This is a genomic window from Streptomyces sp. NPDC015130 (genome assembly GCF_043080005.1).
GTDB lineage: Bacteria > Actinomycetota > Actinomycetes > Streptomycetales > Streptomycetaceae > Streptomyces.
The window spans coordinates 174,095-192,066 of record NZ_JBIBVC010000005.1 but is presented as its reverse complement, the minus strand read 5'-3'; the positions used below and the strand labels follow the sequence as shown (position 1 = coordinate 192,066).

General features: G+C 71.5%; 16 protein-coding genes. 6 read left to right on the top strand and 10 right to left on the bottom strand.

The window, feature by feature from the left end; translation table 11 throughout:
- Positions 1–7 precede the first annotated feature (7 nt).
- The 5 genes from ACF08F_RS12280 to ACF08F_RS12260 all read right to left on the bottom strand — a co-directional run bounded on the left by ACF08F_RS12280 (position 8) and on the right by ACF08F_RS12260 (position 8,183).
- Positions 8–2,266 (bottom strand): FG-GAP repeat domain-containing protein, encoded by a 2,259-nt coding sequence (locus ACF08F_RS12280; protein ID WP_392298723.1) that lies wholly within the window; start codon positions 2,264–2,266, stop codon positions 8–10.
- Between the two features lie 211 nt (positions 2,267–2,477).
- The gene (locus ACF08F_RS12275; protein WP_392298418.1) at positions 2,478–4,745 is read right to left on the bottom strand and encodes an FG-GAP repeat domain-containing protein; all 2,268 of its coding nucleotides are present in this window, start codon (positions 4,743–4,745) and stop codon (positions 2,478–2,480) included.
- A 29-nt stretch (positions 4,746–4,774) separates the two neighbouring features.
- The gene (locus tag ACF08F_RS12270) at positions 4,775–7,102 is read right to left on the bottom strand and encodes an FG-GAP repeat domain-containing protein (RefSeq protein WP_392298417.1); all 2,328 of its coding nucleotides are present in this window, start codon (positions 7,100–7,102) and stop codon (positions 4,775–4,777) included.
- A 164-nt stretch (positions 7,103–7,266) separates the two neighbouring features.
- The gene (locus ACF08F_RS12265; RefSeq protein WP_392298416.1) at positions 7,267–7,782 is read right to left on the bottom strand and encodes a DUF664 domain-containing protein; all 516 of its coding nucleotides are present in this window, start codon (positions 7,780–7,782) and stop codon (positions 7,267–7,269) included.
- The gene (locus tag ACF08F_RS12260; RefSeq protein WP_392298415.1) at positions 7,779–8,183 is read right to left on the bottom strand and encodes a DUF1992 domain-containing protein; all 405 of its coding nucleotides are present in this window, start codon (positions 8,181–8,183) and stop codon (positions 7,779–7,781) included. Before ACF08F_RS12260 ends, ACF08F_RS12265 begins: the two co-directional genes overlap by 4 nt.
- Positions 8,184–8,314: 131 nt before the next feature.
- Between ACF08F_RS12260 and ACF08F_RS12255 the strand changes: the two genes are divergently transcribed.
- Entirely contained in the window at positions 8,315–9,148 is an 834-nt protein-coding gene (locus tag ACF08F_RS12255; protein WP_392298414.1) for a M23 family metallopeptidase, read from the top strand.
- 98 nt (positions 9,149–9,246) lie between these two features.
- Here the strand turns inward: ACF08F_RS12255 and ACF08F_RS12250 are convergent, their stop codons facing one another.
- Entirely contained in the window at positions 9,247–9,450 is a 204-nt protein-coding gene (locus tag ACF08F_RS12250) for a cold-shock protein (RefSeq protein ID WP_030208785.1), read from the bottom strand.
- 365 nt (positions 9,451–9,815) lie between these two features.
- On the opposite strand from ACF08F_RS12250, the gene ACF08F_RS12245 reads away from it, so the two are divergent.
- The 3 genes from ACF08F_RS12245 to ACF08F_RS12235 are packed head-to-tail and all read left to right on the top strand — an operon-like array spanning position 9,816 to position 12,572.
- Positions 9,816–10,697: a menaquinone biosynthetic enzyme MqnA/MqnD family protein gene (locus ACF08F_RS12245; RefSeq protein WP_392298413.1), complete on the top strand. Its 882-nt coding sequence runs from the start codon at positions 9,816–9,818 to the stop codon at positions 10,695–10,697.
- 58 nt (positions 10,698–10,755) lie between these two features.
- Positions 10,756–11,955: a cyclic dehypoxanthinyl futalosine synthase gene (mqnC, locus tag ACF08F_RS12240; protein WP_392298412.1), complete on the top strand. Its 1,200-nt coding sequence runs from the start codon at positions 10,756–10,758 to the stop codon at positions 11,953–11,955.
- A 17-nt stretch (positions 11,956–11,972) separates the two neighbouring features.
- Positions 11,973–12,572, top strand: a complete 600-nt coding sequence (locus ACF08F_RS12235) for a hypothetical protein (RefSeq protein WP_392298411.1) — start codon at positions 11,973–11,975, stop codon at positions 12,570–12,572.
- 26 nt (positions 12,573–12,598) lie between these two features.
- Here ACF08F_RS12235 and ACF08F_RS12230 read toward each other — a convergent pair whose 3' ends face one another.
- Entirely contained in the window at positions 12,599–13,333 is a 735-nt protein-coding gene (locus ACF08F_RS12230) for a hypothetical protein (protein WP_392298410.1), read from the bottom strand.
- An 8-nt stretch (positions 13,334–13,341) separates the two neighbouring features.
- Positions 13,342–13,896 (bottom strand): SigE family RNA polymerase sigma factor, encoded by a 555-nt coding sequence (locus tag ACF08F_RS12225; RefSeq protein ID WP_392298409.1) that lies wholly within the window; start codon positions 13,894–13,896, stop codon positions 13,342–13,344.
- 128 nt (positions 13,897–14,024) lie between these two features.
- On the opposite strand from ACF08F_RS12225, the gene ACF08F_RS12220 reads away from it, so the two are divergent.
- Positions 14,025–14,720 (top strand): demethylmenaquinone methyltransferase, encoded by a 696-nt coding sequence (locus ACF08F_RS12220; RefSeq protein ID WP_392298408.1) that lies wholly within the window; start codon positions 14,025–14,027, stop codon positions 14,718–14,720.
- 131 nt (positions 14,721–14,851) lie between these two features.
- A complete protein-coding gene (locus tag ACF08F_RS12215; protein ID WP_392298407.1) occupies positions 14,852–16,138 on the top strand; it encodes a geranylgeranyl reductase family protein in 1,287 nt (428 codons plus the stop codon).
- A gap of 98 nt (positions 16,139–16,236) precedes the next feature.
- Here the strand turns inward: ACF08F_RS12215 and ACF08F_RS12210 are convergent, their stop codons facing one another.
- Positions 16,237–17,196, bottom strand: coding sequence for a hypothetical protein (locus ACF08F_RS12210; protein ID WP_392298406.1), 960 nt, complete (start codon positions 17,194–17,196; stop codon positions 16,237–16,239).
- A gap of 102 nt (positions 17,197–17,298) precedes the next feature.
- Positions 17,299–17,712, bottom strand: coding sequence for a peptidase inhibitor family I36 protein (locus ACF08F_RS12205; RefSeq protein ID WP_392298405.1), 414 nt, complete (start codon positions 17,710–17,712; stop codon positions 17,299–17,301).
- Positions 17,713–17,972 lie beyond the last annotated feature (260 nt).

The window sequence follows — 17,972 nt, the reverse complement described above, 5'->3', positions numbered from 1 at the left end:
CCGGGGGTCAGTACAGCGTCGGGTTCTGGTGGGCGAGGTCGTCCTGGAGCGTCGTGGTCGACCAGAGCGAGAACGGCACGCGCCAGTCGCCGCTGCCGCTGTACACGACGACCTCGTCGCCGCGGTCGGCGATCAGGTCGGGACGGCCGTCGCGGGTGGCGTCGCCGATGGCGACGACGGAGTCGAACCGGTTCCAGCCGCCGCCGATGCGGGTGCGGGCGGCGAAGCTGCCGTCGCCCTTGCCGAGGTAGAGCCAGAGGACGCCGGCGGTGTCGCGGGCGACGAGGTCTCCGGCCGGGCCGCCGCCGATGTTCCCGGTGGCGACGATCTTGTTGTAGATGCCCCAGCCGCCGCCGATCTTGGTGCGGGTGGCGAAGGGGGCGGTGACGGAGCCGGTGCCCTTGTAGAGCCAGAGGGCGCCGGTCCTGTCGGTGGCGAGGAGGTCGGGGCGGCCGTCGCCGGTGAGGTCGCTGCCGGCGGTGAGCTTGTCGTAGACACCCCAGCCGCCGCCGATCTTGGTGCGGCCGGCGAAGGGGGCCGTGGCCTTGCCGGTGCCCGCGTAGGACCACAGCACGCCGGTCCTGTCCCGGGCGATCAGGTCGGAGTGGCGGGCGCCGCCGATGTTCCCGGGCGTGACGATCTGGTCGTAGACGGCCCAGCCGCCTCCGTTGATCGACTCCGGTACCGTCGGCGCTCCGGACCGGTCGACGATCTGACGGGCGTCGTAGAGGAGGATGTGGCTGCCTTCGTGGAAAATCAGGTCCGGGGAGCCGCTGTCGGAGAAGTCGTGCGGCGAGGCCTTGCTCGCGACCTTGAGGGTGCCCGACCGCTCGACCGGCCCGCCGATGCCGTTCGTGGGATTCGCCGTCATGCGCCAGGTGTAGTCACCGTTGTACGCGGCCGTGGCGTCGTCGAAGGTGCCGTCCCACCAGGCGTTGACACCCCCTTGCCGGTTCAGGTCGTGGCGGAGGACGCGGCGCTTCCCGGACGCGGTGTGCGTCAGCTCGACGCGTACCGTCGCGGAGGTCGAGCCGGCGAACTGGAAGATCAGGTTCGCGTCGCGCGTGCCGAAGTCGATGGTCGCGGGGACGGACTGGGAGGTCAGTTCGAGCACGATGGGACGGCCGGTGCTCGCCACGAGGGTGGCGGTCGGGGTGGCTCCGTCCGCGCCGGGGGTGATCCGGTAGAGGCCCTCGCCCTGTGCGATCGTGCCGCCGAGGACCAGCAGGCCGCCGTCGACGTCGCTGCGGATCTCGCTCACGGTGTCGAGGAGCGTCACCGTCCGGCCGTCGGTCAGCGAGCGGACCGTGAGGGAGTGGAGGGGGTTGGGGAAGACGGCCCTCGCCCCGCCGGTCGCGGCGTACGCGACCCAGTCGGCGCCCAGGAGACCGGTCGCGAGCCCGCCCGTCCCGAGGGGGATGGACGTGCTCCCGTCCTGGCCCCGCCGGGCGACCCGGAGGACGGCCCTCTCGGTGCTGGAGTACTCCGCCCAGGCCAGGTGGGTGGCGGACGCGCGGACTCCGGAGTCGTAGTTGCCGGCCGTGAGGGGCCGGTCCTCCACGACCGCGGCGGAGGCGACGTCCACGAGGGCCACGCGCAGGGGGCCTGTCCAGGTCTCCCCGTGGCGGATGACCAGGGTGTCGGGCGAGGACTGGTCGTACCAGCGGACGACCGCGCCGGCGGGCATCCCGGTGACCGTGCGGTCCAGGAGGGTGTCGCCGGACTTGGAGACGAGGTGGATGTCGGCGCCGCCGCCGGCGCGCGGGACCTCCATGACGAGGGTGGAGCCGGCGGCCTGGACGAACTTGGCCGACGGGCCGAGGGAGCCGGTGTCGATCACGACGGGGGCGGCGCCGGTGGCCATGTCGTACAGCTTGTACGTGGTCCCCTCGATCTTCACGATCACGTCGGACCGGGGGCTGCCCTGGTACTTGCCCTTGGGCAGGACGGTGGTGACGCCGGTGTCGTACCGGGTCCAGCGGTACACGTCGCCGATGTCGTAGCTGTCGCGGCGGAGCGTCAGGAAGCCCTCCGGGCCGTTGCCGAGGACCTTGGACTCGGGCAGGAGCGCGGCGGCGTCCGCCTTCTGTGCCGCCGTGCCGGAAGCAGGAGCCGTGGTGAGGGTTCCCGTGGCCGCCGTGGCCGCCGTGGCCGCCGTGGCCGCCGTGGCCGGTCCGGCCGCGAGCGTGCCCACAGTGACGGCGAGGGCGACGGTGACGCCGGCGGCGAGCCGGATACGGGATCGGGATGCGCGCGGGTTGGGCATGACGGACAAAGCGGGTTTCCCCCCAGGAGCGTGGTCGTGGCCTTCGTCGCCACACCCTCAAGACCCGTCAGGGGATCGAAGAGTTGTACGACGTACGGGATTCCTTACGGAGCTGTCCGGGTGTCGTTCGCCGGGGTCCGTGGCGCACGGGGTGACCGGATGACGCCGGGGCGGGACGGGAGTCCCGCCCCGGCGGTGGCGGCGGGGCCGCTCAGGCGATCAGGTTGATGTCCGGCGAGCCCCCGACGAAGACCGGGATGCCCGCGCGGCTGCCGAGGGGTGCCGAGAGGTTGCCCGTGCCCGGGTAGTAGAACGAGCCGCTCGGGCCGTACGCCATGACGTCGTTGCGGCCGTCGCCGTTGAAGTCGCCGGAGCCGACCAGGTGGGGGTAGGCGCCCCAGCCGCCGCCGACGCGCACCCGGCTGCCGAGGGCGGTGCCGCCCGTGCCCGGGTAGAGCCAGAGGACGCCGGCGGTGTCGCGGGCGAGGAGGTCGCCGTGCGCGGTGCCGCCGAGGTTGCCGACGGCGGTGATCTGGTTCATGCTGCCCCAGCCGCCGCCGACCTTGGTCCGGACGCCGTAGGGGGCGCGCCAGTTGCCCGTCCCCTTGTAGACCCAGAGGACGCCGGTGGTGTCGGTGGCGAGGAGGTCGGCCCAGCCGTCGCCGTTGACGTCGCTGCCACCGGTGATCTTGTTGTACGTGTTCCAGCCGGTGCCGATCTTCGTCCGGGCCGCGAAGGTGCCGTCGCCCTTGCCGAGGTACAGCCAGAGCGCGCCGTCCCGGTCTCGGGCGACGACGTCGGAGACGGGCCCGCCGGCGACGTTCCCGACGGCCTCGATCTGGGTGTAGGTGTTCCAGCCGGAGCCGAGCAGCTTGTGGTCGGAGGCGGGGACGCCGTCCTCCGTGCGGATGTTGAGGACGTCGTCGCGCCACAGCCGGCCGGAGGGGTCGCGGGACAGGAGGTCCGGGGTGCCGTTGTCGTTGTAGTCGTGCAGGGCGGTCTTGCGGACCACCTTGAAGGTGCCGGACTTCCGCAGCTCCGGGCCGATGCCGTTGTTCGGCATGGCGCGGAACTCCCAGGTGTAGTCGCCGTTGAAGGCGGCGGTCCAGTTGGTCTGCCCCGACCAGTTGACCGTGACCTTGTTCCCGGTGCTCGTGCTGCCGCCGGAGGTCATGAAGTCGATCTTCTCGGACCTCCCGGTGCGGACGTGCCGCAGGGTGAACGAGCCCTGGACGTAGGAGTGGGTCAGGAGGAAGGTGAAGGCGGCCCGGCCGCCGTTCTTGTCCAGGTCGACCGTGGCGGGCACGTCGTGGGAGACGAGGCCGAGCGCCGTCGGGGTGTTCGTGGTCGCGACCATCTCGACGGTCGGCGCGCCGTTCTCGCCGTTCGGGGCGATCCGGTAGACGCCCTCGCCGTGGGCGACCGTGCCGCCGCGCACGACGAGGGAGCCGTCGGGGGCCGTGGTCGCGGACTGGACGTGGTCGAGGAGCCGGACCGGCTCCCCGCCGCCGACCGGGCGGGCCATCAGCGGGTAGAGCGGCGACGGGAACTCGGGGTTGCCGTAGTGCGTGAGGGAGTACGTCACCCAGTCGCCGACGATGCTCGTCTGCATGCCCGAGCCGCCGCTGATGGAACCCAGGTCGGTGTACGTGGGCGCGGCGCCGCCGCCGCGCGGGGCGACGGCGAGGCGGCCGCGGCTGTTGCCGGTGGACTCGATCCAGGACCAGTGGGTCGCCGACGCGAAGGCGGAGTTGCTCGGCAGGGTGGGGAACGTCTCCAGGAGCTCGCCCGTGAAGACGTCCAGGGCGGCCACGTGGTGGCGGAAGGTGTCGCCCGACCCCGTCGAGTACCGGAGGGTCGCCGTGCCGGGGGCCGTGACGGTGGCGGAGATGCCCTTGACGTCGGTCGGCAGCCCGGTCACGGGCGTGGTCTTCGTGGAGCCGTTGGTGTTGCGGAGCAGGTCGACGGTGACGGCGCCGGTGGTGCGGTTCTCGGTCGAGACCAGGAGCGCCGAGCCCAGGACCGCGCGGACGTAGGTGCCGTTGTTCATCGAGATGCCCGTGAGCACGTTGCTCGGGTGGGCCATGTCACGGATCCAGTGCGTGAGCGAGCCCTGCTTGTTCTCGAAGACGATGTCGGAGGCGTTGCCCGCGTAGTTCGTGTCCCGCGCGTTGAGGGGGGTGTTCTCGCCGGTCTCGTAGTTCGTCCAGATCGTCTCGAACGTGCCCGCGGCGTAGTTGGGGGTCGTGGTCAGGAAGCCGGTGGTCCCGGCGCTGATCATCCGCGAGCCGTTCGGGAGCGTGGGCATGGCCTCCGCGCGGTCCTGGGTGCCCTGGACGGCGACGGGGGCCGCGTGGGCGGCCGGGACGGCCGTCAGGGCCGTGCCGGCGGTGACGGCCAGGACGGCGACGACGGCGGCGGCGAGGTGGCGCCGGGGCGCGCGGGTCCGGGTGTACGTGAAGGAGCTGGAGCTGGTCAAAGGATCGTTTCCCCTTGAGTCGTGGGTGATCAGAGGGCGTGCTGGTAGGCAGCGCTCGCGTACTTGAGGAGCTCGGCCGGGGCGCGGCCCGCGAAGGGGGCGTTCCAGTTGCCCGTACCGGCGTAGAAGTACGAGGGACGGCCCGGGCCGCCCCAGGCGTACAGGTCGGTCCGGCCGTCCTTGTTCGCGTCGCCGAAGCCGATGAGCTCGGTGTAGCCGTTCCAGCCGGTGCCGACCTTCGTCCGGGCGGCGAAGGTGCCGTCGCCCTTGCCGAGGTAGAGCCAGAGGACGCCGGCCGTGTCGCGGGCGAGCAGGTCGCCGGCCGGGCCTCCGGCCAGGTTCCCGACGGCCGTCAGCTGGTTGTAGGCGCCCCAGCCGCCGCCGATCCTCTTGCGCGTGCCGAAGGGCGCGGTGGCGCTGCCGGTGCCCTTGTAGAGCCAGAGGTCGCCCGCCTTGTCGGTGGCGACGAGGTCGGCGCGGCCGTCCCCGGTGAGGTCGCTGCCGCCGGCGAGCTGGTGGTAGACGCCCCAGCCGGAGCCGATCTTCGTACGGGCGCCCAGCGGCTTCGTCTCGGTGCCGGTGCCCTGGTACAGCCACAGCGCACCGGCCTTGTCCCGGGCGATGACGTCGGCGGTGTCCGTCCCCGCGACGTCCCCGACGGACTCGATCCGGTCGTACGTGTTCCAGCCGGAGCCGACCGCCGCGCGCTGGTAGGTGGGCGTGAGCTTCCGCGTGTTCGTGTCGTACGCGCTGTCGAAGCGCCAGAGGGCGCCGCCGTGGTCCCGGGCGAACAGGTCCGGCGAGCCGTTGTCGCTGAAGTCGTGCGGCTTCACCGTGCGGACGACCCGGAAGTGGCCCGCCTGCTTCAGCTCGGGGCCGATGCCGTTCTGCGGGACGGCGCGGAAGGACCAGGCGTAGTCGCCGTCGAAGGCCGACTTTCCGGTCCCCGACAGGTCGTCGAGGACGCCCTGCCAGGTGATGCCGAAGGTGATGTCGTCGAAGGTGTGCCGGGAGGGGTAGTCGCGGCGCAGCTTCAGCTCGCGGGTGTAGGTCTGACCGGTCCTCAGGTGGGTCAGCTTCAGCTGGACGTCGGCGTTGAGCCGGGACATCCGCCACTTCAGCTCGGTCTCGCGGTCGCGGTCGAAGTCGATGACGGCGGGCACCTGGGAGCCGAGGTAGGTCAGCGCGGTCGGCTGTCCGGTCGTCGCGACCTTCTCGACGGCGAGCGGCCCGCCGCCGGGGGAGGAGACCTTGTACAGCCCCTCGCCCTGCTCGACCGTGCCGCCGCTGATCAGCAGGCTGCCGTCGGCGGCCGGCTTCACCGAGTCGGCGTAGGCGGTGAGTTCGACGGGCGCGGCGGACCGGCCGGCCGTGAGGTCGACGGCCATCACCCGCGTGTTCGGGAACGTCCCGTTGTCGGTGAGCTTGCTCGGGACCCCGTACACCAGCCAGTTGCCGACCAGGCCGGTGAGGTGTTCGTCGACGAAGCCGAGGACGCGCTTCGTCGCGGCCCGGGTGTCCCGGTCGACCGTGGCGACGACGACGCCCTCGTCCTCGGTGAAGGAGGTCGAGGCGGCGTGCGTGGCGGAGAGGGACAGCTGGGACCGGCCGTAGCCGGACTCGGCGGCGCCGTACGTCTTGACGGCCGCGCCGGTCTTCAGGTCGATGACGGCACGGCCGCCCGTGACCAGGTCGGAGCCCCTCTCGTAGCCGACGAAGATCTCGCCGCCGACGGCGGCGGGAGCGGCGAAGAAGTCCCGCGCGTCGGCCGGGAGCCCGGTCACCTCGCGCTCCTTGACGCTGTAGTCCTCGCGGGTGAGGAGAAGCAGCTTCTCCGAGCGGTCCGCACCGATCCGCTTGGCGAGAATGGTGTTCGGGCCGACGGCCTTGACGTACCGGGCCCCCAGCGAGCCGAGGTCGAAGGAGACCACGACGGCGGGGCGGGAGAGGTCGGAGCGGGACATGTCCAGGAGCGTGACGGTGCGCGCCAGGTACGGGGCGGCGGTGTCACCGAGCGCCAGGATGTCCGTGCCGGTGCCGTCGATGCGGTCGGCGGGGGACGCGAGGCGGCCCGGGTTGTCGTCCCCGTAAAGGGTCCACCGGAGCTCGCCGCCGTTCTCGGAGCTGGACAGGAAGCCGGTCGCCCCGGCGGCCGCGATCTTTCCGTCGGCGGGGAACGGCGTGCTCACGTCCTCGGCGGAGGCGGTCCCGAAGGCGGAGGCGGCGGCGGTCGCACCCGCCGGCGCGGCGACCGCGACCGGTCCGGCCGCCACGGCCGTACCGACGGTGATCGCGAGGACGGCGGTCACGGCGGCGGCGAGGTGGCGGCGACGCTGAGCGGACAAACGATTCTGCATGGTGAATCCCCCAAGGAAACCGAACATGGCAACTGCCACGACGGTTTGACTCACCATCACGATCTTTGGTTGTACGCGACCGGAGGCCGCCTCCACAAACGCCCCCGGGCCCACGCCGCAGGCGCCCCCCGCGCCCCCTCACGCCGACGCGCCCCCCGAGCCCCTCACCCCGAGGCGCGCCGCTCCACCACACCCCGGACGATCGCCGCCTGACCCGCGTGCTGCAGGTCGTCCGCGATCACCGAGACCAGACGGACGCCGAGGGTGACCGGCGGGTCCCAGGAGGTGTCGACGACCCGGTCCAGGTCCGCGTTCGTCACCGCCCCGACCAGCTCCACCGTCCGCGCGTGCACGGCGTCGTGGTAGCCGAGCAGCAGCTCCGCCGGCGCGCGCACCGCGCCGACCTCGGCGCTCGTCTGCCCGTAACCGGTGGCCCGCCGCGAGAACGGCAGGCCGAAGCGGGTCTCCCAGCCGTCCGACACCCACAGCTGCGCCGTGTCGAACGCGTCCGCGAGGTGGTCGTCCTGGATCCGGGTGAGGTGCCAGACGAGCCAGGCGACCGAGTTGGCGTCCGGGTCGACCCGGGCCGCCAGCTCGTCCTCCGTCAGCCCCTCCACGGCCTCGTGGACGGCTTCCCGCACCCGTCCGAACGCATCGACCAGCAGACCGGCGCTGTTCACGGGAGTCTCCTCTCCGCCCTCCACCGCTCCAGCACCGCGTCGACGTCGAAGGGCGTCAGGTTCAGCGGCGGTCCGGCCGGCGGCCGGGCGAGGGCTTCGGCGATCTTGGTGTTGATCTCGCCGAGGATCCGGCGGACCTGGCTCTCCGAGACCGCCGCGGCCACCGCCTCCTCCGCGTCCTCGGCCTCCTTGCGCAGCGCCAGCGAGGGCGGCAGCACGGACGCGCCCTCGCGGTGCATCTTGCCCTTGATCCACCACAGCTCGTCGTACGGGGCGGAGTCGTCGGGCAGCGGCTTCCCGAAGCCGGGCAGGCTCCGGAACTCGCCGCGCTCCGAGGCCTCCCGGATCTGCTTGTCGACGAACGACTCGAAGCTCACACCCGGCGGTTTCCGTTCGGTCATGTGTCCAGCCTACGTAACGACGCCCTCGCGAGTGTGGTCGTCGCGGACTACTGCGGCACGCGATCTTCCGGCACGCTGTGGTCCGTTCAACGCGCGTCGACCCTTGTCCCCGCTCGGTACCCGGAGGATGCATGCGTGCCCGGATCACCCCGCTCGGCACCCTGCTCGCGCTCGTCGCGGGCCTGCTCACCGCGCTCGTCACGACCACCCCCGCCCAGGCGGCGCCGCTCTTCAAGGCGCCCTACCCCTGCGGCCAGAAATGGACCTACGGCCACCACTCCGCCGAGGTCCGCCAGGCCCTCGACTTCATCCGCGCCGACGGCGGCACCACGGCCGGCACCCCGGTCCTCGCCTCCGCGTCCGGCACCGCCTACCGCTACTCGCAGCCCAGCGGCGCCGGCAACTACATCGTGATCGACCACGGCAGCGGCTGGAAGACGTACTACTTCCACCTGAACGCCTACTCCGTCGCCAACGGCGCCTGGGTCGCCCAGGGGCAGCAGATCGGCACCACCGGCTCCACCGGCAACAGCTCCGGCGCCCACATCCACTACGAGCAGCTCTACAACGGCGTCGGCCAGCCCATCGTGATCAACGGAGCCTCCCTCGCCCCCTACCCGGGCTCCTACGGCTCCAAGTACCTGACGAGCGACAACGGCTGCTCGGGCGGCGGTGGAAAGTACTGGGTCGACACCTTCGCCAACGCGACGGGCTACGCCCAGGCCAACACGAACGACGCCCACGGCGTCCTGAACGCGGGCACCAACTACGTCTACTGCAAGGTCTGGGGCCAGGAGATCCGGGACGCCGCCGGGAACTTCAACCACTGGTGGCTGCGGACCGACCTCGACACCGTCTACGCCGGGAAGAACGGCTACGGAAAGTACGTCTCCGCGTACTACCTGTCACGCTGGGGCAACGACGAGGCCCGTGACAACAACGGCACCGTGATCCCCACCTGCTGACGGGAAGGGAAAGAGGCAGGAGCCCCGCTCGTGCCGAGGCACGGAGCGGGGCTCCTTGGGTACTGCTCTAGTCCAGCGCTTACGCCGACCCGGGCACCTTAGGCCGGGGTGACGTTCTCCGCCTGCGGGCCCTTCGGGCCCTGCGTGACGTCGAAGGTCACGAGCTGGTTCTCCTCGAGCGAACGGAAGCCGTTCGCGTTGATCGCGGAGTAGTGGACGAAGACATCCGGGCCGCCGCCGTCCTGGGCGATGAAGCCGAAGCCCTTTTCAGCGTTGAACCACTTGACGGTTCCGGTAGCCATAAGCCCTCCTTGGGCCAAAGGGTTGCCCTGCTCCAGAACCTGCAAACAAGTCTGAAAACTACAAAAGCCTGCGGGTCACATGCTCCGCAGGCTCTGTACTGCAAGGGAAACCAAACTGCAACTTGCGTTGAGCGTAGCACGCAGGACGCGGCGGGCGGTAGAGGGAAAGATCACGTCGTCCACATGTTTGATCTGCGGTTCCGTCCTCATGACGAAGCGCATCCCGGACCGCCCCCGAGGCGCTTGATGATGTTCATGACGAATGTCTTGCGCAATGTTCCGCGGGCCGTTCCGCGAGCCGTTCCGCGAGCCGTGTCGCGTGCCCCGGCGATGCCCGCCGCGGGGGACGGGTCTAGCCTCGCGATGTGGACAATGCAACCGATGACCACCAGCGCAGCCGGCCACGCGTCGGACACATCCAGTTCCTGAACTGCCTGCCCCTTTACTGGGGGCTCGCGAGGACCGGAACGCTCCTCGATCTCGAGCTCACGAAGGACACCCCGGAGAAGCTCAGCGAGCGCCTCGTCAGAGGCGACCTCGACGTCGGCCCCATCACCCTCGTCGAGTACCTCCGCAACGCGGAGGACCTGGTCGCCCTGCCCGACATCGCCGTCGGCTGCGACGGCCCCGTCATGTCGTGCGTGATCGTCTCCCAGCGGCCGCTCCGGGAGCTGGACGGGGCCCGGGTCGCGCTCGGCTCCACCTCCCGCACCTCGGTCCGCCTCGCCCAGCTGCTGCTCGCCGAGCAGTACGGGGTGAAGCCCGACTACTACACGTGCCCGCCCGACCTCGGCGTGATGATGCAGGAGGCGGACGCGGCGGTCCTCATCGGCGACGCGGCCCTCCGCGCCTCGCTGCACGACGCTCCCCGCCTCGGGCTCCAGGTCCACGACCTGGGCCTCATGTGGAAGGAGTGGACCGGGCTGCCCTTCGTCTTCGCCGTCTGGGCCGCGCGCAAGGACTACCTGGCCCGCGAGCCGGAGACCGTCCGCGAGGTGCACCAGGCCTTCCTGGCCTCCCGGGACCTCTCCCTCGAAGAGGTCGCCAAGGTCGCCGAGCAGGCCGCCCGCTGGGAGACCTTCGACGCCGAGCTCCTGGAGCGGTACTTCCGCACCCTCGACTTCCGCTTCGGCCCGGAGCAGCTCGCCGGCGTCCGGGAGTTCGCCCGCCGCACCGGCCCGACGACCGGCTTCCCGGCCGACGTCAAGGTCGAGCTGCTCGCGCCGAGCACCCCGCGGAACCCGTGACAAGCCCTGGCGTACGCTGGTTCGGACGTTCAGAACCCCTCCGAAAGGGACAGACCCGGTGACCGAGAAGGCCGAACTGCAGTCCGTTCTCGACCGCGCAGCCGCGGGTGGCCGGATCACCCCCGAGGAGGCGCTCGACCTGTACCGCTCGGCGCCGCTCCACGCGCTGGGCGCCGCCGCCGACGCCGTGCGCCGCCGCCGGTACGCGGGGACCGAGCACATCGCGACGTACATCATCGAGCGGAACATCAACTACACGAACGTCTGCGTGACGGCGTGCAAGTTCTGCGCGTTCTACGCGCCGCCGAAGGACACCGCGAAGGGCTGGACCCGGGACCTCGACGACATCCTGCGCCGCTGCGCGGAGACGGTGGAGCTCGGCGGCACCCAGATCATGTTCCAGGGCGGCCACCACCCGGACTTCGGCGTCGAGTACTACGAGCAGCACTTCGCGGCCATCAAGAAGGACTTCCCGCAGCTCGTCATCCACTCCCTCGGCGCCTCCGAGGTCGAGCACATGGCCCGGATCTCCGGGGTCTCCGTCGAGGAGGCGATCACCCGGATCCACGAGGCCGGCCTCGACTCCTTCGCGGGCGCGGGCGCCGAGCTGCTCCCCGAGCGGCCGCGCAAGGCCATCGCCCCGCTGAAGGAGAGCGGCGAGCGCTGGCTGGAGATCATGGAGATCGCCCACAAGCTGGGCGTCGAGTCCACCTCCACGATGCTGATGGGCACCGGCGAGACCAACGCCGAGCGCATCGAGCACCTCCGCATGATCCGTGACACGCAGGACCGGACGGGCGGCTTCCGCGCCTTCATCCCGTACACGTACCAGCCCGAGAACAACCACCTCAAGGGCCGTACGCAGGCCACGCTCTTCGAGTACCTGCGGATGATCTCGATCGCGCGGCTCTTCCTGGACAACGTCGCCCACATCCAGGGCTCGTGGCTCACCACGGGCAAGGAGATCGGCCAGCTGACCCTGCACTACGGCGCGGACGACCTCGGCTCGATCATGCTGGAGGAGAACGTCGTCTCCTCGGCGGGCGCCAAGCACCGCTCCAACCTGCGCGAGATGATCGACATGATCCGCACGGCGGACCGGGTCCCGGCGCAGCGGAGCACGACGTACGAGCACCTCGTCGTCCACGACGACCCGGCGAACGACCCGGTCGACGCCCGCGTCGCCTCGCACATCTCGTCCACCGCGATCGAGGGCGGCACGGCGCACCCGGAGCTGAAGCTCCTCGACGCGAACTGACGGGAGCGGACGCGCCCGTGCTGACGATCCACCACGCCGAGGCCTCGCCCGAGACCGCCGTCCTGGTCGACGGCGGCCTCGTCGTCGCCGTCGGCCCGTACGAGGACCTGGTCGCCGTACGCCCCGAGGCGCGGGTCCGGCACTGGCCGGGCATCCTCACCCCCGGCCTGCTCAACCCGTACGCCCCCGAGCTCCTCGAAGGCATGTACCACCCGGACCCCCGGGAGGCCGAGGGCTTCGGCACCGAGCCGATCGGCGGCGAGCGGGCGCAGCGGATCTTCCGCATGGACGCCTCACGCCGGGGCGCCTCCGCGCGCCGCGGCGTGCAGCGGCTCCTCGCGCACGGGACGGTCGCCGTCGCGGGCGAGCTCCGCGGGCAGGCGGCGGCGGACGCCGTCCGCCGGGCCGGCCTGGCGGTGGGCCGCCGCCCGGAGAAGCTCCCGGGGACCCCGTCCTTCTCACCGGCGCCGCTGATCCTGCTGCCCGGCCTGGTACCGGGCGGCCCGGCCCGCTTCGCCGTCTTCGACGTCCCGGACCGGGCGTCCCTGGTCCGCCTCGGCGCGTCGACCTGCGTCGCCACGGTGATCGGCGGGCGGCTGGTCTACCGGGCCCGCTGAGCGGTCCCGGGGCTCGTTCCGCGTGCTCAGTGGAACGGGAACGGGTCCATCGGGTCCTCCGACGGGTCCAGCGGTGCCGGCGTCTCCATCGGATGCGCGTCCGCGGCCTTCACCAGCTCCAGGAAGCGCGGGTCGGCGGTCACGGCGGTCAGGTCGCGTACGGTCACCGGCACCACTGATTTCCCTACCCCTCTCGCGTAGACGGCGAGCTGGACCCGGCTCTTGCGGTACTGGTACTGCACGCTCGACCTGGCGGGCATCTCGACGAAACCGCCCGCCCTCAGCCGCGTGTCCTCCTCGCACGAGGGGACGTTCTCCGGCCGCGTCTCGCAGTGCTGGAGGGCGACAGGGGCGTCCGGCCGCACGGAGAAGACGAGGCGGAAGGATTCGCCGTCCGCCGTGATCAGGTACTGGGCCGCTCCCTTCGGCAGCGGGCTGACGTCGGTGACCTTCGCGGGCAGCAGCTCGTCGAGGAGCGCCGCCGCCTTCCGCTGGTGCTCCGCGATACGTGCCCGCAGGGTCTCCGCGGCGGTGCGCGGCGGCACACCGGCCACGTCCGCCGCCGGACGCGGCAGCAGCGTGAGGCCGAGGGCCCCGGCCGTGACGACGGCGAGCGCCACGCCGACCGCGAACCGGGCCCGGGTCCGCCGCCTGCGGCCCTCGCGCACGGCGAGCGGGGCGAGGTCGGGCAGCGGCGGCAGACCGTCCGTCGCGCGGTCCATGGCGTCGCGCAGCAGGACCATGTCGTCGTTGTCTTCCACGGTGGACCTCAGCTTTCCGTGAGCGAGAGCCCGGCGTCGGCCAGGCGTTCGCGGAGTCGGGCGAGGGAACGGGAGCACTGGCTCTTGACGGTGGCCTCGCTGCACCGCAGCAGGGTCGCCACGGAGGCCACGCTCTGGTCCTCCCAGTAGCGCAGCACGACCATCGCCCGGGCCCTCGGCGGCAGCTCGGCCAGCGCGTCGAGCAGCGTGACGCGCAGGTCGGCGTGGTCCGCGGCGGGCTCCGGCACGGTGCCGCCGGTGCGGGTCAGCGCGAGCAGGTCCCGCAGCCCGCGCCGCCGCTCCGCCAGGAACGTCCGCGTCATGACCTTCTTGGCGTAGGCGTGCGGATGGTCGGCCGCACCCGCCCGCCGCCAGTGCTGGTACAGCTTGGCCAGCGTGGTCTGGGTCAGGTCCCGTGCGGCCTCCGCCTCCCCGCAGAGCAGGTACGCCGTCCGGTACAGCCGCTGCTGCGCGGAGCGGGCGAACTCCTCGAACCCCGCGCCCGTTCCCACGTCCGTTCCCACGTCCACCCCCACGGGTCTCACCTCGGTCGGCACTGCCATCGCACCCCTGCTCCCTCGTTCCCGGGCAGCGCTTCCGAAGAGCGCTTCCGACCGTCCTTGAGCACCCCCGGGCCCGAAAGGTTGAAGCGGTACGGGAAGAGATTCGGGCGGCTGCTTGAATGGGTCCCGTGACCCGAGCCAACCTGGACAAAAAGCCGCACGAAGTCGCCTCCATGTTCGACGACGTGGCGGCCAACTACGACCTCACCAACGACGTGCTCTCGCTCGGCCAGGACCGCCGCTGGCGCAAGGAGGTCGCGAAGGCGGTCGACGCCCGCCCCGCGCAGAAGATCCTCGACCTCGCGGCGGGCACGGCCACCTCCTCGCAGCCCTTCGCCCGCGCGGGGGCGTACGTCGTGCCCTGCGACTTCTCGCTGGGGATGCTCCGGGTCGGCAAGAAGAACCACCCGTGGATGCCGTTCACGGCGGGCGACGGCACGAAGCTGCCGTTCCGCGACGACGTGTTCGACGCCGTCACGATCTCCTTCGGGCTGCGGAACATCCAGGACACCGACCAGGCGCTGCGCGAGCTGTACCGGGTGACGAAGCCCGGCGGCCGGGTCGTCATCTCCGAGTTCTCGCACGCCACCTGGGCGCCGTTCCGCACGGTGTACGAGGAGTACCTGATGCGGGCGCTGCCGCCGGTGGCGCGCGCGGTCTCCTCGAACCCGGACGCGTACGTGTACCTGGCCGAGTCCATCCGGTCCTGGCCGGACCAGCCGACCCTGGCGGGCATGCTCCAGAAGGCCGGCTGGTCGAAGGTGGCCTGGCGGAACCTGACCGGCGGAATCGTCGCGCTCCACCGGGGCTTCAAGCCCGTCTAGGGCGTGTTGCGAAAGTCCCGCCTGCCCGGCCCTTCGGGGGTGGCCCTCCGGACGGGCCGGGACCCACCCCCATAGACTGCCCCGGTACGTCCGTACCGCCCCCTACCGTCGAGTCTCCGGGAGAATCCGCCGTGACCGAGCAGCCCCTCTCCGAGCACACCGCAGATGTGATCGTCGTCGGGGCGGGCCCGGCCGGCTCCACCACCGCGTACTACCTGGCCAAGTCGGGACTCGACGTCCTGCTCCTGGAGAAGACCGCCTTCCCCCGCGAGAAGGTCTGCGGCGACGGCCTCACCCCGCGCGCCACCAAGCAGCTCGTCTCCATGGGCATCGACATCTCCGAAGAGGCCGGCTGGCTGCGGAACAAGGGCCTGCGGATCATCGGCGGCGGCGTCCGCCTGGAGCTCGACTGGCCGGAACTCGCCTCCTACCCGGACTACGGACTCGTCCGCAAGCGCGACGACTTCGACGAGCAGCTCGCCCGGCAGGCGCAGAAGGCCGGCGCCCGGCTGTACGAGCGCTGCAACGTCGGCGCCCCGATCGTCGACGACCGCACCGGCCGCATCACCGGCGTCCACGCCAAGCTCGGCGAGGAGAAGCGCGAAGTCACCTTCCACGCCCCGCTCGTCGTCGCCGCCGACGGCAACTCCACGCGGCTCTCCCTCGCCATGGGCCTGCACCGCCGCGAGGACCGCCCGATGGGCGTCGCCGTCCGTACGTACTTCACCAGCCCCCGCCACGACGACGACTACCTGGAGTCCTGGCTGGAGCTGTGGGACCGGCGCGGCCCGCAGGACCGGCTGCTCCCCGGCTACGGCTGGATCTTCGGCATGGGCGACGGCACCTCCAACGTCGGCCTCGGCATCCTCAACTCCTCCTCCGCCTTCCGGGAGCTGGACTGGCGCGAGGTGCTCAAGGCCTGGTGCGCCTCGATGCCCGAGGACTGGGGCTACACCCCGGAGAACATGACGACGCCGATCCGCGGCGCCGCCCTCCCGATGGCCTTCAACCGCCAGCCGCACTACACGAAGGGCCTGCTGCTCGTCGGCGACGCGGGCGGGATGGTCAATCCGTTCAACGGCGAGGGCATCGCGTACGCCATGGAGTCCGGCCAGATCGCGGCCGACGTGATCGTCCAGGCCCACGCCCGCGCCACCCCGGCCCAGCGCGAGCTGGCTCTGCGGAACTACCCGCATGTCCTCAAGGACACCTACGGCGGCTACTACACGCTCGGCCGCGCCTTCGTGAAGCTCATCGGCAACCCGAAGGTCATGAAGATCGCGACCCAGCGCGGCCTGACCCACCCGCTTCTGATGAAGTTCACGCTCAAGATGCTCGCGAACCTCACGGACCCGACGGGCGGCGACGCGATGGACCGCATCATCAACGGCCTCTCGAAGGTGGCCCCGAAGGCCTGACGGGCCCCTGCGGACCGGCTGCCCGCGGACCGGCCACCTGCGGACCGGCCACCTGCGGACCGGCTGTCCGCAGCGCGTCCGCCGAAGGACCGGCCGCCTCAGTTCCCGTTGACCGAGGCGGCCTTCCTGATCCGCTCGTCCAGCTCCGCCTTGACCTGCTCCAGGGTCTCGGCGTGCTCGTCCATGAGCGCGTTCTGGAAGCCGACCTCGGCGGTGTACCAGAGGGCGACCAGGTCGGTGCGCTTCTTGCAGGCCACGTCCTGCTTCGCGGCGGCGATCGCCGGGCCGCCGCCGAACTCGGCCTCGGACGCCAGCCCGAGGGCCCGCTGCGGGGAGACGGGGTCGGTGACCCGGTACCCCTTCTCCGCCATGCACGCGGACCAGGCCTCGACCGCCGCGGCCACCTTCGGCGACTGCCGGGCCCGGGAGAAGGCCTCGGACTCCATCCCGAAGACGTACAGCAGGTCCACCGGGTCCTTCTTCTCGGCATAGAGCCGCAGGTGCCCCTCCCGGCCGCAGCCGCCGACGGGCACCTTCCGCCCGTTGAGCGTCCGCCCGCTGTCGGTCCTCCGCGACTCCTCCAGGGTGGCCGGGGGGAGGACGGGGCCGCCTCCCGGCTTCGCCTTGAGCGGCGGTCCGCTCAGCGCCAGCTGCTCGGCGGGCGGCAGCGGATCCGCGGCCGGCTTCTCGGGCGCCTCGGCGACGCCGGGCTTCACGTACCCGTACCGCGCCGCCGCCGCCGCGTCCGTGACCCCGTACCGCGACGACGTGCTCCTGCCCCGGGGCGCGGGCCGCACGGGCGGCCGGTACGTGAACCCGAACCGCTTCATGCAGTCCGCCGTCAGCAGGTCCTGCGCCTTCTCCAGGCCGCGGATCTGCTCGTCCGTCGTCTTGTACGGATCCAGCGGATACGTCAGCCGGGCGGCCGACACCTTGGCCGGGTCGGACACCGGCCCGGCCCCGACGGACCCCGCCGTCCCGCCCGAAGAGCAGGCGGCGAGCAGCCCCGCGCCCAGCAGGAGGGCGGTGGTGGCGGTGAGCGGCGGTCGGGGACGCATGCGGGCTCCGGAAGGGGCGAGTAGGGCGGGGCGCGGGGGCTCAGGGGGCCGGGCGGCTTTCGGCGGTGGGCCTCGACCGGCCTCGACCGGCCTCGACCGGTCTCAGCGGGCCTTGAAGTGGTAGACCGAGGAGACCTGGTTCTTGAAGGTCGTGGAGAAGGTGCCGAAGTAGTTCGCGGGGATCCAGCCCTCGACGCCGCCGGCGCCGGCGCCGGTGTAGACGTACCAGGTGACCTGGTCCTTGTTGAAGTACGAGGCCGCGTTGTTGTTCACGGTGTAGCCCTGGCCCGGACCGGCGCTGATGAACCGGTCGTTGGAGAGGTCACCGTCTGCCATGTACAGGTCAATGAAGGAGCCGCCGAGTGCGGAGTTGTAGAACAGGCCGAACTCGCGGATGTCCAGGTATCCGTCCCGGGTGACGGCCGAGGCGGGGCCTGCGGTCGCCAGCACGGCCGTTCCGAGGGTGCCGAGGGCGGCGACGGCGGTGAGGGTGCGGCGGAGAGCGGTGTTCTTCATGTCCTTGCCTTTCCGTGGCGAAGAAGTGCGAGGAGTCGACCGTGAAGTACACACCAGGGCCGTCCCCCGTGTCCTCGAATTCGACTCGACCCGTCTTTCGGCAAAGGCATTGCGCGCCGTCGACCTGCGAACTTTCTTGCGAAAATGGGGATGTGCTGAATCCGCTTAGTTCGTCAGGTCGGCGGAGGCGTGGCCTTCCGAATGTCTTCCCGTCCGGCTTTGGCGTCGGTAAACGTCTTGTTTTGTAGGGGAGTTGTGGG